The organism is Pseudomonas sp. KH_021 (genome assembly GCF_057838865.1).
In genome coordinates this window covers 1,130,263-1,146,270 of the sequence record NZ_CM174477.1, presented here as the reverse complement: position 1 = coordinate 1,146,270, position 16,008 = coordinate 1,130,263, and the positions used below count along the sequence as shown (strand labels likewise).

The 16,008-nt window shown below is 60.2% G+C and carries 15 protein-coding genes; all 15 read right to left on the bottom strand.

From position 1 onward, the window contains the following. Positions 1 to 269: 269 nt before the first annotated feature. A complete protein-coding gene (locus AC3IX4_RS05400) occupies positions 270 to 1,373 on the bottom strand; it encodes an IS110 family RNA-guided transposase (protein WP_489261215.1) in 1,104 nt (367 codons plus the stop codon). Between the two features lie 81 nt (positions 1,374 to 1,454). Further along, positions 1,455 to 2,246: an amidohydrolase gene (locus tag AC3IX4_RS05395; protein WP_489259581.1), complete on the bottom strand. Its 792-nt coding sequence runs from the start codon at positions 2,244 to 2,246 to the stop codon at positions 1,455 to 1,457. Continuing rightward, positions 2,234 to 3,382 (bottom strand): pyridoxal phosphate-dependent aminotransferase, encoded by a 1,149-nt coding sequence (locus AC3IX4_RS05390; protein WP_489259580.1) that lies wholly within the window; start codon positions 3,380 to 3,382, stop codon positions 2,234 to 2,236. The genes AC3IX4_RS05395 and AC3IX4_RS05390 overlap by 13 nt, the downstream gene beginning before the upstream one ends. Before the next feature lie 856 nt (positions 3,383 to 4,238). After that, positions 4,239 to 5,702, bottom strand: coding sequence for a ribosome biogenesis GTPase Der (gene der, locus AC3IX4_RS05385; RefSeq protein ID WP_489259579.1), 1,464 nt, complete (start codon positions 5,700 to 5,702; stop codon positions 4,239 to 4,241). 116 nt (positions 5,703 to 5,818) lie between these two features. Further along, the gene (bamB, locus tag AC3IX4_RS05380) at positions 5,819 to 6,961 is read right to left on the bottom strand and encodes an outer membrane protein assembly factor BamB (RefSeq protein ID WP_489259578.1); all 1,143 of its coding nucleotides are present in this window, start codon (positions 6,959 to 6,961) and stop codon (positions 5,819 to 5,821) included. 1 nt (position 6,962) lies between these two features. Continuing rightward, on the bottom strand, positions 6,963 to 7,604 hold the full coding sequence (locus AC3IX4_RS05375; RefSeq protein WP_489259577.1) for a YfgM family protein: 642 nt from the start codon (positions 7,602 to 7,604) through the stop codon (positions 6,963 to 6,965). Positions 7,605 to 7,643: 39 nt separating this feature from the next. Further along, positions 7,644 to 8,933: a histidine--tRNA ligase gene (gene hisS / locus AC3IX4_RS05370; RefSeq protein WP_489259576.1), complete on the bottom strand. Its 1,290-nt coding sequence runs from the start codon at positions 8,931 to 8,933 to the stop codon at positions 7,644 to 7,646. 36 nt (positions 8,934 to 8,969) lie between these two features. Continuing rightward, the gene (gene ispG, locus AC3IX4_RS05365) at positions 8,970 to 10,079 is read right to left on the bottom strand and encodes a flavodoxin-dependent (E)-4-hydroxy-3-methylbut-2-enyl-diphosphate synthase (RefSeq protein WP_489259575.1); all 1,110 of its coding nucleotides are present in this window, start codon (positions 10,077 to 10,079) and stop codon (positions 8,970 to 8,972) included. A 3-nt stretch (positions 10,080 to 10,082) separates the two neighbouring features. After that, entirely contained in the window at positions 10,083 to 11,117 is a 1,035-nt protein-coding gene (locus AC3IX4_RS05360; RefSeq protein WP_489259574.1) for a RodZ domain-containing protein, read from the bottom strand. Next, entirely contained in the window at positions 11,117 to 11,875 is a 759-nt protein-coding gene (gene pilW / locus AC3IX4_RS05355; protein ID WP_489259573.1) for a type IV pilus biogenesis/stability protein PilW, read from the bottom strand. The genes AC3IX4_RS05360 and pilW overlap by 1 nt, the downstream gene beginning before the upstream one ends. Before the next feature lie 13 nt (positions 11,876 to 11,888). Further along, positions 11,889 to 13,037, bottom strand: coding sequence for a dual-specificity RNA methyltransferase RlmN (gene rlmN / locus AC3IX4_RS05350; RefSeq protein ID WP_489259572.1), 1,149 nt, complete (start codon positions 13,035 to 13,037; stop codon positions 11,889 to 11,891). A gap of 30 nt (positions 13,038 to 13,067) precedes the next feature. Next, positions 13,068 to 13,493, bottom strand: coding sequence for a nucleoside-diphosphate kinase (gene ndk, locus AC3IX4_RS05345; RefSeq protein WP_008092560.1), 426 nt, complete (start codon positions 13,491 to 13,493; stop codon positions 13,068 to 13,070). A 90-nt stretch (positions 13,494 to 13,583) separates the two neighbouring features. Further along, on the bottom strand, positions 13,584 to 13,784 hold the full coding sequence (iscX, locus tag AC3IX4_RS05340; RefSeq protein ID WP_489259571.1) for a Fe-S cluster assembly protein IscX: 201 nt from the start codon (positions 13,782 to 13,784) through the stop codon (positions 13,584 to 13,586). 13 nt (positions 13,785 to 13,797) lie between these two features. Next, positions 13,798 to 14,139 (bottom strand): ISC system 2Fe-2S type ferredoxin, encoded by a 342-nt coding sequence (gene fdx, locus AC3IX4_RS05335; RefSeq protein ID WP_489259570.1) that lies wholly within the window; start codon positions 14,137 to 14,139, stop codon positions 13,798 to 13,800. A 2-nt stretch (positions 14,140 to 14,141) separates the two neighbouring features. After that, positions 14,142 to 16,004 carry a Fe-S protein assembly chaperone HscA gene (gene hscA, locus AC3IX4_RS05330; RefSeq protein ID WP_489259569.1) on the bottom strand — a complete coding sequence of 621 codons (1,863 nt, stop codon included), beginning with the start codon at positions 16,002 to 16,004 and terminating at the stop codon, positions 14,142 to 14,144. Between the last annotated feature and the right edge of the window lie 4 nt (positions 16,005 to 16,008).

The following is a 16,008-nucleotide window of genomic DNA, read 5'->3' as shown; positions in this document are numbered from 1 at the left end:
AGGCAAGCCTTGCTCCTATGTATGGACTCGCCCCCACTATCAACCCGCTTTTGAACACTGCTACCCGGCTGCATCTATGTATAAGGCCTACTCGAGGAAGCCTGATCGGCTTCTGGCCAACATTCAATAAGCTCGCGGTATGCCAATTACGTTAAGGCCTCAAGGGCCAGTAGGAGCACAGGCATCAATCCGCGACGGTCTGACCTGGGGTCAATGTTCTTTAGCAAGGGTTGGAGCGCTTTAACGCCCCGGTGGCAGAACTCTGTGGATCAGTGACTCATCGTCGCCTCCTGGACATTGCCCATGTGGCGACGATAGGTCTGCTCGGTTTTCAGTAATACCCAGACGATGCGTAGGGTACGGTTGGCCAATCGGACGGCCGTTTCCTTGCGACCCAAGCGACACAGCCAGCGCAGCAAGCGCCGGTCATCGGGTTGTTCCGAATCAGGCCGCACCTGTCTCAAGACCGCATGCGCGCCCTGGATCGCCAGGCTGCGTAGGTAGGCGTCGCCCTGCTTGCTCATCTTGCCCAGCCGGATTTTCTGTCCGCTGCTGTGCTGAGTGGGCACCAAACCAAAGTAGGCGGCAAACTGGCGTGCGTTGGCGAAGCGCTCAGGCTCGACCTGCTTGGCCAGCAGCGCGGTGGCGATGATCGGACCGATGCCACGCACCGTCATCAACCTTTTTGCCGTCTCATCCTGCTGTGCAGCCGTTTCCAGCCGGCCGGTCAATACGCTGACGCGCTCGCCCAACTGGCTCCATTCGCCGAGCAGCTCAGCAATCAGCTCGCGCAGCAGATCCGGCAGCGGCTGGGTGGCATCCTCGAGTATCCGCGGCACCACCCGGCTGATCGCCGCCTCACCTTGCGCCAAGGCCACGCCATGCTCGAGCAGCAAGCCACGCATCTGATTACCCATGGCCGTGCGCCGCCGCACATAGCCCTGGCGGGCGCGATGCAGTGCCTGCATGGCCAGCGCCGCGGCACTTTTGACCGGCACTGAGACAATCCGACTATCTCGACCCGCCCGCAAGATCGCATGTGCATCGTTGCGATCATTCTTCGGCCCGCTGCGATGATCGGCCACATGCTGCGCAGGCAGGATCCGCACCGGGTTGCCTTGGGCCTGCAGCAACCGCGCCCATGCCTGAGCGCCTGGGCCTGTTTCCATCAGCACCATGACGCTCATGGGCAGTTGGCGAAGAAACGCCTGGAAGGCTTCGCGCGATTTGATTCGGTCCTCGTACACCACTTGGCCCAGGGCGTTTTCCCCGGCCACCTGGAAGACCCTCTTGGCAAGATCTACCGAGACGGTCGAACAGGTTGCTAGGTCGGCTGAAGACACAGAGTGATTGTTGGTCGTATGCTTTTTCATGGGCTCGCCCTCGCTGTCGTTGGCTTCTTTATAGATGCCACCGTGGCGCATAGACGCCTCGGTTGGGGCGAGTCCATGTAATTACAGGAGCTGGAAGGTGTCGGCATCAAGGTTGGCCGGGAAGCGGGTGCGGTAGGCCGCAAGTTCCGCTGCGATTAAACAGACCTGGAAGACCCCGTCGGCCTCGCCAGCACTCAGCAAGCTTTCACCCTGGAAGTCCAGCACTTGGCTGTCACCGGTATAGGCAAAGCCCTTGCCGTCGAGCCCCACCCGATTGACCGCCGCCACATAGCAGAGGTTTTCAATCGCTCGGGCCGGCAGCAGCCGGTTCCAATGCATACGCCGAGCGCCCGGCCAGTTAGCGGTATATAAAATCAGGTCTGTGTCTTGGGCATCGCGACTCCAGACGGGAAAGCGCAGGTCATAACAAATCAGTGGTCGAATCCGCCAGCCCTTGAGCTCGAACTGTACCTGGCGTTCGCCAGGCGTGTAGTGTTTGTGTTCGCCGGCCATGCGAAACAAATGACGCTTGTCGTAATGCAGCAACTCGCCATCCGGGCGCGCCCAAAGCAGGCGATTACGGTGGCTACCATCGGCGGCCTGAATGATCACAGTGCCCGTGACCACGGCATCGAGCTTCTTGGCCTGGGCCTTGAGCCACTTGGACGTCGGGCCGTTTTCCGGCTCGGCCAGATCCTCGGAGTTCATCGAAAAGCCGGTGGTGAACATCTCCGGCAAAATAATCAGATCAGCACCCCGCGCCTGCTCCAGCAAGCTGTCGAAGTGCGCCAGATTAGCCGCACGGTCATGCCAGGCCAGGCTGGTTTGAACCAATGCCAGGTTCAGGTTGGGCAAGGCACTCAGATCGCGCATAGTTTTTCCGCCGCTTCGCGCAGCGTCTCCTCACGTTTAGCAAAACACAGACGCACCAGGCGTTGCTCGGCCATCGGTTGCTGGTAGAACACGGAGACAGGAATGGTGGCCACCCCATGTTCGCGGGTCAGCCAGAGCGACATGTCGACATCATTCAAATCAGGGCGAATGGCCGAGTAATCCATCAACTGGAAGTAAGTCCCACCGACTCGACTGAAGCTGAACCGCGATCCGTCCAACAGATCGCAGAACAGATCACGCTTGGCCTGGTAGAACGCTGGCAGCTCTTCGACATGCTCCGGGTGGGCTGCCATGAAATCGGCCAGCCCCCACTGCACCGGCGTTACGCCGCAAAAATTGACATATTGATGGACCTTGCGCAGTTCGGCGCTCAAGGCTGGCGGAGCGATCACATAACCCGTTTTCCAACCGGTGACGTGATAGGTCTTGCCAAACGAGCTGACCACAAAGGCGCGCGAGTACAGCTGGTCATGGGCCAAGACGCTGACATGCGGCACCCCGTCGTACACCAGGTGTTCATAGACCTCATCGCTGATCAGGTAGATATCACGATCGGCAATCAGCGCTGCCAGCCGGTCCAGTTCGGCGCGGGTCATGAGTGCGCCACTGGGGTTGTGGGGAAAATTGAGAATGATCATCCGCGTACGCGGGCTGAGCGCTTGCTCAAGCTTTTCCCAATCGATGGCGAAGTCATCACGCCCCAATGGCACATGTACGCAGCGCCCCCCGGCCAGCTCGACAGACGGCTCGTAGCTGTCGTAGCACGGGTCGAAGACAATGACTTCGTCACCTGCGTGAATCACGGCCTGGATGGCGCAGAAAATAGCTTCGGTCGCCCCTGGGGTGATCGTGACTTCGGTGTCGGGATTGACGGTAACGCCATAGCTGCGGGCAATCTTGGCAGCGACCTGCTCGCGCAAGGCTGGCAAACCGGTCATGGGGCAATACTGGTTGTGGCCTGCGCGGATATGCGTTGCGACCGCGTCCAGTAATGCTGGCGGGGCATCGAAATCGGGGAAGCCTTGGGACAGGTTCAGCGCACCGGTCTGGGCGGCGAGCTGGGACATCTGGGTGAAAATGGTCGTGCCGACATTCGGCAACTTACTGCTGATCATGGGCCTTTCCTGCAAGACAGCCTGCGCACGGCGGCGCGGGGGGTCTGGCAGGATAGCCCTTGAGCAAAAGACGCTGCAAGGGTTTGGCGGTGTGTGTGTGTGTGTAGGAGCCGGGCTTGCCCGCGAGGCGTCATGCCTGACACTCCGCGGGGGCCCCATCGCTGCATAGGTATCTACACATCTTTTGGTGTACTGCATTTCGTAGCAGTGGACGAGTAGAACGAGGCCACGTCCGGCTGCGCAGCAGTCGTAAAACCTGGCACTTCAGTATTCAGATACACCGCGAGTACAGGCTTTGCGAGGACTACGTCCCCGGACCTGGCCTCGCTGAACTCGTCTACTGCTACGAATGTAGCCGCTGACGAGGTACGAGGCTGCGATCGGCAGCGAAGCGGCCGTAAAACCTGAGACCGTAATCCATCAGGCACACCGAAGGGCCTGAATTTACGACGGCTTCGCCGCCGATCGCAGCCTCGTACCTCGGCAGCGGCTACAAGAGCCGCGCTGCCCCAGAATTGTGTAGATACCTATGCCCATCGCTGGCAAGCCAGGCTCCTACAGGAGGCGTCATGCCTGACACTCCGCGGGGGGGCCCATCGCTGGCAAGCCAGGCTCCTACAGGAGGCGTCATGCCTGACACTCCGCGGGGGGCCTATCGCTGGCAAGCCAGGCTCCTACAGGAGGCGTCATGCCTGACACTCCGCGGGGGGCCTATCGCTGGCAAGCCAGGCTCCTACAGGAGGCGTCATGCCTGACACTCCGCGGGGGGCCTATCGCTGGCAAGCCAGGCTCCTACAGGGGGCGTCGTGCCTGACGCCCCGCGGGGGGCGGCTCCTACCGTCCGAGCAGGATTGGATCAGCGCTTGTCGCGGCGCTTCTTCTCGGCCTTTTTGTGGTGCGACATCAAGCGACGCTTCTTGTTGACCTGGCGGTCGGTCAGCGTGTTCTTGTTGCCTTCGTACGGGTTCTCGCCACCCTTGAACTCGATGCGGATCGGCGTACCGACCAGCTTCAGGACGCGGCGATAGGTGTTTTCCAGATAACGAACGTACGACTTCGGTACTTTCTCGACCTGGTTACCGTGGATCACGATCAACGGCGGGTTGGCGCCTCCCAGGTGAGCGTAACGCAGCTTGATCCGGCGGCTGTTGACCATTGGCGGCTGGTGCTCGCCCACAGCGTCTTCAAGGATCTGGGTCAGGCGGCTGGTCGGCCAGCGAGTGATCGCCGACTTGAAGGAAGCCTGGACCGATTGATACAGGTTGCCTACGCCCGTGCCATGCAGTGCCGAGATGAAGTGGATATCAGCGAAGTCGACGAAGAACAACCGGCGCTCAAGCTCGGTCTTCACATAGTCGCGCTCACCAGGCTGCATGCCATCCCACTTGTTCAGGGCGATGACAATGGCGCGACCGGCTTCCAGGGCGAAGCCCAGCAGGTTGAGATCGTGATCGACCACACCTTCGCGGGCGTCCATGACGAAGATCACCACGTTGGCGTCTTTGATCGCCTGCAGGGTCTTGACCACCGAGAACTTTTCAACTTCCTCGTGGATCTTGCCGCGCTTGCGCACACCCGCGGTGTCGATCAGGGTGTACTTCTCTTCGTTACGCTCGAAGGGAATGTAGATACTGTCGCGGGTGGTGCCGGGCTGGTCATAGACGATGACCCGGTCTTCACCGAGCATACGGTTGACCAGGGTCGACTTGCCCACGTTCGGACGACCGATGATGGCGATCTTGATGCCATCTTTTTCGCTCGGGCCAGGAATGCGGACCTGCTCTTCACCTTCGGCAACGTTGGCGCCGAGGTCTTCTTCCTCGACATCACGCGGGAATTCGCTCAGGGCGGCTTCCAGCAAGGTGTTGATACCACGGCCTTGTGCGCCGGCAACGCCAATGGCGTGGCCCATGCCCAATGGCGCGAATTCGGCGCGAGCCATTTCCGGGTCGATGTTGTCGATTTTGTTAGCCACCAGCAGCGAGCGCTTGTTGCGCTTGCGAAGGTGCTCGGCAATCATCTGGTCGGCGGCGGTGAAGCCGGCACGGGCATCGACCAGGAACAGCACCACATCAGCTTCTTCAATGGCCAGCAGCGACTGCTCGGCCATTTTTTCATCCATGCCGTGCTCGTCACCGGAAATACCGCCGGTGTCGACCAGAATGTAGGAACGCCCTTGCCAGCGCGCCTCACCGTATTGGCGATCACGGGTCAGACCAGACAGGTCCCCGACGATAGCGTCGCGGGTCTTGGTCAGGCGGTTGAACATGGTGGACTTGCCGACGTTCGGTCGACCCACCAAGGCGATTACGGGAACCATGCGGCTCTCCACTGCGTTATTTCAGAAAATACAAAAGCCGCTGCACTGCAGCGGCCTGAGTTCGAAGCGGCACCCAAGGTGCCGCAGCTCAAGGCCCACAGGCCTCAAGCATAGACTCAGCGAATGGTCAGCGCTTCAAGCTTGCCGCTGTTACCAAACACATAAATCATGTCGCCCACCACCAGCGGACGGGCGCGCAGGCCATCGCTGTCGATGCGCTCACGGCCGACAAAGCGGCCATCTACCTGGCTGAGCAGGTGCAGGTAGCCTTCCAGGTCACCCACGGCGACGTAGCTGGAAAACACTTCTGGTGCCGACAGCTGGCGACGAGCCAGCGAATCGTTGCTCCACAGCGCGGTGGAAGAGCGCTCGTCGATCCCTTCGACAGTGCCCGACGCCGCACTCACGTAAACGCTACCAAAGCCCTGGGCAACGCCCACGTAGCTGGAAGCATCTTTTTGCCACAGTACCCGGCCGCTTTCCAGCTCAAGGCCCGCAACGCGGCCCTGATAAGTGGCAACGTACAGGACACCACCGGACAGCAGCAAGCCACCGTCGATGTCGACAACCCGGTCAAGCTCGGAACGACCTTGCGGAATGGCAACGCGTTGTTCCCAGACTGGCACGCCTCTCTGGGTATCCAGGGCGACGACCTTGCCGGTCGACAGCCCGGCAATCGCCAGGCGGTTGGTCACGATTGGCGCACCGGTACCACGCAGGGTCAGGACCGCAGGCGTACTTTCGTAGATCCAGCGCTGGCTACCGGAAGCGGCGTCCAGGCCGATAATACGGTCATCCTGAGTCTGGACCACGACCACGTCACCGTTGGTGGCAGGCGGCGCCAGTACTTCACTGCTGACACGCGCCTTCCACTTCTGCTCGCCAGTGCTGGCATCCAGGGCAATCACTTCACCCTTGAGCGTACCCAGCATGACCATGCCGTAGCCGACACCGACTGCACCGGACACCGGCAACTCCAAGTCTTTTTTCCAGACCACATCACCGTTCATGCGGTCCAGCGACATCACCACACCGCTGACATCGGCGGCGTAGATGTGATCATTTTCGACCGCGGGCACCAACATGTTGAAGGTTTCGCCCTGGCCGTCACCGATCGAGCGACTCCATTGCTTCTTGAGCACCACTTCTTCATTGAAGGAGGTCAGTTCGGCAGGAGGCAGTTCCTTTTTGCTATTGCTGCTGCAACCCACCGCCAACACGGCCAGGGCCAGCACTGCTGCTTGTTTCCAACCGATCACTTCACGCGTCCCCTTTGGCCAGGTCGTCGAGCTTGAGTTGCAGGCTACCTACCGCAGCGTCATCGGACAGCGCGGCCTTGGCGTTCTTGTAAGCAGCATAGGCTTCGTCGCTGCGACCCAACTGCACCAGCAGGTCACCCTTGAGCTCCTCACGGCTGGCCTGGAAGGCCTTGTCGGCATCACCTTCCAGCAACTTCAAGGCGTCTTCGGCCTTGTTCTGCGCAGCCATGACACGAGCCAGGCGCTGACGGGCGATTTCGCCCAGGGTCGCGTCTGCTGGCTTGTCGACAACGGCTTTCAATTCGGCGGCAGCGTCGTCCAATTTGCCGGTATCGACTGCCACCTTGGCCACGAACAGGCTGGCGTACTGGGCGTAAGCCGAGCCGCCATATTCGCTCTTGAGCTTGCCAGCCAGTTCCGCGACCTTGCCTGCATCGGGCTGGCCGGTCGGGGTCAGAGTCGTTTCCAGCAGGGCCTGGTAAAGGTTCGAAGCGCCCTGGGATTGGTTGCCCTGGTACTTCTGCCAGGCATTCCAGCCGAGCACCACTACTGCCGCGAGCAAGACGCCGGTCGCCAGGGGCTTGCCGTTACGCTCCCACCATTCCTTCAGCGACGCCAGCTGTTCATCATCGGTACTCGACACCCCAATACTCCTATTCGCTTAATCGGCGGTTAGCCCGCTTCAACCCTGCACGACGCAGGTCGCCAGGTGCTCGGCCAGAGCATCCCAGGCAATGTTTTGTTGTTCGCCCTGGCCACGCAAGGGTTTGAAACCTACCACTTGTTGGGCCAGTTCGTCGTCCCCCAGGATCAAGGCATAGAGCGCACCGCTCTTGTCTGCCTTCTTGAACTGGCTCTTGAAGCTACCGGCACCGGCATTCACCTGCAGGCGCAGGTTTGGCAGTGCGTCACGCAGGCGCTCGGTCAGTGCCAAGCCAGCAAGCTCAGCCTGCTCGCCAAAGGCGCACAGATAGACATCGACCTGACGAGCAATCGACTCAGGGATCTGCTCAAGGGTTTCAAGCAGCAGAATCAAACGCTCGATGCCCATGGCGAAGCCCACGCCGGTGGTCGGCTTGCCGCCCATCTGCTCGACCAGGCCATCGTAACGACCACCGGCGCACACGGTGCCCTGGGCACCCAGCTTGTCGGTGACCCATTCGAATACGGTCTTGCTGTAGTAATCCAGACCCCGGACCAGCTTGGGGTTGATCACATAAGGAATGCCGGCGGCGTCCAGGCGAGCCTTGAGCCCTTCGAAGTGCAGGCGCGACTCTTCGTCCAGGTAGTCGGCCAGCTTCGGTGCATCAACCAACAGCGCCTGGGTTTCCTGGACCTTGGTGTCGAGGATACGCAGCGGGTTGCTGGTCAGGCGGCGCTTGCTGTCTTCATCGAGCAAGTCGATGCGCTCGTTCAGGTAGGCCACCAGGGCATCACGATAGCGAGCACGGGCTTCGCTGGTGCCCAGGCTGTTGAGCTCGAGTTTGACTGCGTCACGAATGCCCAATTGGCCCCACAGGCGCCAGGTGAGCACGATCAGCTCGGCATCAATGTCCGGGCCGTCGAGATTGAACACCTCCACGCCAATCTGGTGGAACTGGCGATAGCGGCCTTTCTGCGGACGCTCATGGCGGAACATCGGGCCGATGTACCAGAGCTTCTGGACCTGGCCGCCGCCCGTGATGCCGTGCTCCAGCACCGCACGCACGCACGCAGCGGTACCTTCGGGGCGCAAGGTCAGCGAATCGCCATTGCGGTCTTCGAAGGTATACATCTCTTTTTCGACGATATCGGTCACTTCACCGATCGAGCGCTTGAACAGCTCGGTGAACTCGACGATCGGCATACGGATCTGACGATAACCGTAGTTGTCCAGCAGGCCGGCGACGGCGCTTTCAAAATAGCGCCACAGCGGGGTCTGCTCGGGCAGGATGTCATTCATGCCCCGGATGGCTTGCAGAGATTTGCTCACAGAAAATCCTTAGCGATTCTTATAACAGCGTGGTCTTTAGCCGCGGGCAATCAGCGCCGCATCGGCTTCGACCTTTTCGGCCGCCTTCTGCCGGATGAGCCTTTCCAGCTCGTCCACCAGGTTATCGTTGGTCAGCTTTTGTGCCGGCTTGCCGTCGATGTAGATCAGGTTGGGCGTACCACCCGTCAGGCCGACATGGGCCTCCTTGGCTTCGCCCGGACCGTTCACAACGCAACCGATCACCGCCACATCCAGTGGCACCAGCAAGTCTTCCAGACGCCCTTCCAGTTCATTCATGGTCTTGACCACATCGAAGTTCTGCCGCGAGCAGCTCGGGCAGGCGATGAAGTTGATGCCACGCGAACGCAAGTGCAGGGACTTGAGGATGTCGTAACCGACTTTCACTTCCTCGACCGGGTCAGCCGCCAGCGAGATGCGAATAGTATCGCCAATCCCGTCGGCAAGCAGCATACCGAGGCCGACGGCGGATTTCACCGTACCGGAACGCAGGCCACCGGCTTCGGTAATGCCCAGGTGCAGCGGCTGGATAATCTGCTTGGCCAGCAGGCGGTAGGCTTCAACCGCCATGAACACGTCCGAGGCCTTGACGCTGACCTTGAAGTCTTGGAAATCCAGGCGATCCAGATGCTCGACGTGGCGCAGGGCCGACTCAACCAGCGCTGCCGGGGTCGGTTCGCCGTACTTCTTCTGCAGGTCTTTTTCCAGGGAGCCAGCGTTGACACCGATACGGATCGGGATGCCTCGGTCACGGGCGGCATCGACCACTGCACGCACGCGGTCTTCACGACCGATGTTGCCGGGGTTGATGCGCAGGCAGTCCACACCCAGCTCTGCGACACGCAGGGCGATGCGGTAATCGAAGTGAATATCGGCGACCAAGGGAACCGTGACCAGTTGCTTGATCTTGCCGAAGGCCTCGGCAGCGTCCATGTCTGGCACCGAGATGCGAACGATGTCGACACCCGCGTCGACCAGGCGATTGATCTGGGCAACGGTTGCAGCCACATCATTGGTATCGGTGTTGGTCATGCTCTGTACGGCGATGGGCGCATCGCCACCGACCGGAACATTACCCACCCAGATCTTGCGGGATTCACGACGTTTGATTGGAGATTCACCGTGCATGACTTATTGCCCCAACTTCAGGCGAGCGGTCTCGCCACTGGTGAACGGCGCCACGTCCACAGGTTGACCGTTGTAGGTCACCTGCGCACCGCGGGCATAGCCCAGACGCAGCGAGAATGGTGGTTTGCCGCTGAATTCAGCGGTCTGGCCCTTACGCTTGAGGCCGCTGAACAGCACCTTGCCATTGCCGTCGGTGACCTGGGTCCAGCAGTCGGCAACAAAGTTAAGCGACAGCTTGCCTGCGCCTGCAACCGGCGCATTCGGCGCGGGGGTTGCGGCCACCGTGACCGGTGCGACGGAGGCAGCCGGTACTGCAGCCGGAACGACCGGTGCAGGCACGGGAACAGGTACGGCACTGGCGACAGTCGAATGAGCGGGCGCAACCGGGACCATGAGCGGAACAGCAGCAGCTTGAGCTGGCGTCACAGCCTCGGGGTTTGGTGTAGCAGCCGTATCGGCAGGTGCTTGAGCCTCGGGCAGGCTCAGGCTGGTGGTTTCGCCCTGTAGCGAGGCATCGACCGCCTGGTCTTCAGGCTCATCCAGCGGATGGATCTGGGTGGTGCCGTCGGCGCTCTCGACCTCGACATGCTCCATGGCCAGATTGGCCTGGTCCTTGCCGCGCAAGGAGCTTTGATCCTGCCACCAGAAGAAACCACCGCCGACCACGATCACCAACAGCACCAGGCTGACAATGCGCAGAATATTGTGCGACAGGCGCACCGGCTCCTCGATTCGACCCAGGCTGTGGACATTGCTGCCATGGGCGTCAGTACCGGTGTATTGGTCGAAGGCCTGCACCAGAACGGCCTGGTCCATGTCGAGCAGTTTGGCGTAGGCGCGAATATAACCGCGCGCGAAGGTATGCCCAGGCAACTTGTCGAAAGCGCCTGCCTCAAGATTGCCCAGGGACGTCGAGGTGAGATTGAGTTTTACCGCGACCTCTGCCTGCGACCAGTTCTTGCTCTCGCGGGCCTGACGCAGGGTCTCACCGGGGTTCACGCGAGTCGCTGCTACAACTTCGGGATGCGCCGCTTTCATCATTGCTCCGACAGGTATTGCTGATATTCCGGCGTGCCGGGATAGAGTCTTTTTAGTTGCAAGCCGTAACTGGCGGCCTTGTTCCGGTCTTCGAACACCTTCGCCAGGCGTATACCCAGCAGCAGGCTACGGGCGTTCTGTTCGCTCAACTGGTTGAAACGGGTGTACAGGTTGCGCGCCGGCACATAATGCTGATCCTCAAAGGACAACTCGGCGAGTTCCAACAGCGCCCGAGGTTGCTGGCGGTTCAAGCGCAGCGCCTTCTCGAGTTGCTCCCGGGCTTCATCACGCTGGCCAAGCATCAGCGACGTCATGCCCAGGTTTTCAAACACTCGCGAACGCTCGGGGTAGAGGTTGTCCGCGGCGGCCTTTTGAAACAGCTCGTAAGCCTCTTTGTACTGCTTCTGCTCGTACAGGAAGCTGCCATAGTTGTTCAGGATTCGCGCATCGTTGGGCCGACCCGCCAATGCCTTGCGGTAGTGCTCGGTCGCAAGCTCCGGCTCGAGCTCAGCCTGGAACACCAACGCCAGCGCCGCATTGGCATCAGGGTCGTTGGCGTTGAGCTCCAGGGCTTTCTTCAAGGGAATCTTTGCGCGTTCGGTCATGCCCTGCTGCAAGTATCCAATCCCCAATTGCACGTAGGCCTGGCGGGCCTCATCGCGGCCCTTGCCGGTGTCCATCGGATCTACATTACCGGTGGAAACACATCCTGCAAGCAGGGTAACCAACAACAATGACAGCGCCACGCGCAGGGTCATGGAGATCCTCTCTTCAAATACGGTCCGTAGCGTTCTGCGCCACATCGCCCTCGGCATTGAGCTGACGGACGGCGATATAACGCTCGCTGCGGCGGGTGCGGTCCATCACCTGCCCTACCAATTGACCACAGGCGGCGTCGATGTCTTCACCGCGGGTGGTACGCACCGTGACATTGAAGCCTGCATGATGCAAGTGGTCCTGGAACCTGCGGATAGCATTGTTGCTCGGCCGTTCGTAGCCCGAATGCGGGAACGCGTTGAAAGGAATCAGGTTGATCTTGCAAGGCACGTTCTTGAGCAATTCGACCATTTCTACTGCATGTTCGAGCTGGTCGTTGACGTCCTTGAGCAAGGTGTACTCGATGGTCAGCACACGCTTCTCGCCCAGCTGGGACATGTAGCGCTGGCAGGATTCGAGCAACATCTTGAGTGGATATTTCTTGTTGATTGGCACCAGCTGGTTGCGCAGCGCGTCATTGGGCGCGTGCAACGACAGGGCCAGGGAGACGTCGATATGATCGGCGAGCACGTCGATCATCGGCACGACGCCGGAAGTGGACAGGGTGACCCGGCGTTTGGAGATGCCATAGCCCAGGTCATCCATCATCAGCCGCATGGCGGAGATGACGTTGTCGAAGTTCAGCAGTGGCTCGCCCATGCCCATCATCACAACGTTAGTGATGGCGCGGTCAATGGTGGCCGGTACGCTGCCGAACGACTTGTTGGCAATCCACACCTGGCCGATGACTTCGGCGGCGGTGAGGTTGCTGTTGAATCCTTGCTTGCCGGTGGAGCAGAAACTGCAATCCAGGGCACAGCCTGCCTGGGACGAAACGCACAAGGTGCCACGTTTGCCCTGGGGAATGTAGACCGTCTCGACGCAGCTGCCGGACGCCACGCGCACCACCCATTTACGGGTGCCATCGCTGGAAATGTCCTCGCTGACGAGCTCTGGCCCACGGACCTCGGCAACAGCCTTGAGCTTCTCGCGCAGGGCCTTGCCGACGTTCGTCATGGCGTCGAAATCATCGACGCCAAAGTGGTGAATCCATTTCATTACCTGACCGGCACGGAAGCGCTTCTCCCCGATTGAGTCGAAGAATTGTTCCATTTCCGGCTGGGTAAGCCCCAACAGGTTGATTTTGCCAGTCGATGTCGTCATGGATTCACCTCAATACTCACAAGCTTTCGCTTAGCGAGTAGTTACCTCGGTAGCTGCGAAGAAGTAAGCGATTTCGCGAGCTGCAGCGGCTTCGGAGTCCGAACCGTGAACGGCGTTGGCGTCGATGGACTCAGCGAAGTCAGCACGGATGGTGCCAGCAGCAGCTTCTTTAGGGTTGGTAGCGCCCATCAGCTCACGGTTCAGAGCGATAGCGTTTTCGCCTTCCAGAACCTGAACAACAACAGGGCCGGAAGTCATGAAGGCGACCAGGTCACCGAAGAAACCACGAGCGCTGTGCTCAGCGTAGAAACCTTCGGCTTCGGCTTTGGACAGTTGCTTGATTTTCGAAGCGACGATTTTCAGGCCAGCTTCTTCGAAACGAGTGGTGATCTTGCCGATCACATTCTTGGCAACGGCGTCAGGCTTGATGATGGAGAAAGTACGTTGAACAGCCATGGTGAAACTCCAGAAACAGTAATTGATGCGAAAAATTAAACCCGCGAATTATACGCGGGTTCTTGGGTATTGCCTAACCTGCGGCGTGGTTCAGTCGCGTTCTTCGATCCAGTGGGCCTGAATGGCCTCCAGGATCTTCTCGCCACAATGCTCAGGCATGTCGTCAAATTCCGGCAACTCCATGACCCACTTGCGCAGATCGACGAAATTGACCGACATTGGATCTACATCCGGCTTGGATTCAGCCAGTTGGATCGCGATTTCCAGTACATCAGTCCATTTAAGACTCATGACAGTTCCTTGATCAATGCGGCGCTTCGGCGGCATGGTTGAGCGAGTATTTCGGAATTTCGACGGTCAGGTCTTCGGTACCGACAATGGCTTGGCACGCCAAGCGCGACTGCGCCTCCAGGCCCCAGGCGCGATCCAGGAAGTCTTCTTCCAGCTCGTCAGCCTCTTCCAGCGTGTCGAAACCTTCACGAATGATGCAGTGGCAGGTCGTGCAGGCGCAGACGCCGCCGCAAGCGCTTTCCATTTCGATATGGTGCTCATGGGCCAGCTCGAGAATGGAAGTACCAGGCTCAGCCTCTACAACCATGCCCTCTGGGCAAAACTTCTCGTGAGGCAGAAAAATCACCTGCGGCATCGTTATTCCTCAATCTCATTCAGGTTGCGCCCGGCCAATGCGGCCTTGACCGTCGAATCAAGGCGACGGGCGGCAAAGGCATCGGTCACTTGCGACAGACGGCGAGTCTGCTGCTCGATGGCCGCGCCATCGGTACCGTTGATCAAATCACGCAATTCTTGCATTTGATGCTCGATGGCCAGGCGCTCGTCGGCATCGAGCAGGCGTTCGCCATCAGCATCCAGGGCACCCTGCACCGCTTCGAGCAAACGCTCGGCATCAACCTGGTGTTCGCGCAACTGGCGCGCCACCTTGTCGAGCCCGGCGTACTCGAAGGAGTCCTTGAGCATGCGGGTAATCTCGCCGTCGGTCAGGCCGTAGGACGGCTTGACCTGAATGCTCGACTCCACACCTGAACCCAGCTCGCGAGCAGACACGCTCAGCAAGCCATCGGCGTCGACCTGGAAGGTCACTCGGATCTTGGCGGCACCGGCGACCATGGCCGGGATACCCCGCAATTCGAACCGTGCCAGGGAGCGGCAGTCACTGATCAGCTCGCGCTCGCCCTGCAACACGTGAATCATCATGGCCGACTGGCCATCCTTGTAGGTCGTGAATTCCTGGGCACGCGCCACCGGGATCGTGGTGTTGCGCGGAATCACCTTTTCCATCAGCCCGCCCATGGTTTCGAGCCCCAAGGACAGCGGGATAACGTCCAACAGCAACAACTCATCACCGTCACGCTTGTTGCCAGCCAGGGTATCGGCCTGAATGGCAGCGCCAATGGCGACGACTTGATCCGGGTCGATCTCGGTCAATGGGCGACGACCGAACAGCTCGCCCACCGCATCGCGAACACGCGGAACGCGGGTCGAACCGCCGACCATGACCACTGCACCGACTTCCTCGACCTCGATACCGCCATCGCGCACCGCGCGCCGGCAAGCCTTGAGGCTACGGGCAATCATGGGTTCGATCAGGGCATCGAAGGCATCGCGAGTCAGCTCGGCACGCCAGGCACCATGGACCACTTCCACCGACTGCGCCGAGGTCAGTGCCTCTTTGGCCGCACAGGCGGTTTGCAGCAGGTGGCGCTGAGTACCAGGATCCAGATCCGAAGACAGGCCAGCCTGCTCGACAATCCAGGTGGCGATCGCATGATCGAAGTCGTCACCACCCAGGGCAGTGTCGCCACCAGTAGCCAACACCTCGAACACACCGCCGGTCAGACGCAGGATAGAAATGTCGAAAGTGCCGCCACCCAGGTCATAGATGGCCACCAGGCCTTCGGCGTGCTGGTCCAGCCCGTAGGCGACCGCCGCAGCCGTTGGCTCGTTGAGCAGGCGCAGGACATTCAACCCAGCCAGGCGCGCGGCATCTTTGGTCGCTTGGCGCTGGGCGTCGTCAAAATAGGCCGGGACTGTGATGACCGCACCCACCAGCTCACCCCCCAGGGTGGCCTCGGCACGCTGGCGCAGTACCTTGAGAATGTCAGCCGACACCTCTACCGGGCTTTTCCGGCCCTGAACGGTGTCGATGAACGGCATGTGCGATTCACCGCCGACAAAGCGGTAAGGCAATTGCTCGCCCAACTGCTTGACGTCTTCAAGGCCACGCCCCATCAGGCGCTTGACCGAGAGCACGGTATTGAAGGGGTCACTGGCAGCCGCATCCTTGGCCGATTGGCCCACGTCGATACGACCAGCGTGATAGCGCACAGCGGACGGCAGGATGACCTGCCCGTCGGCATCGGCAAGAGGCGCACTGATACCGCTGCGCAACGCAGCGACCAGCGAATTGGTAGTACCCAGGTCAATCCCGACCGCCAGACGACGCTGGTGAGGCTGAGGACTTTGGCCGGGTTCGGCGATCTGCAGTAGGGCCATTGCT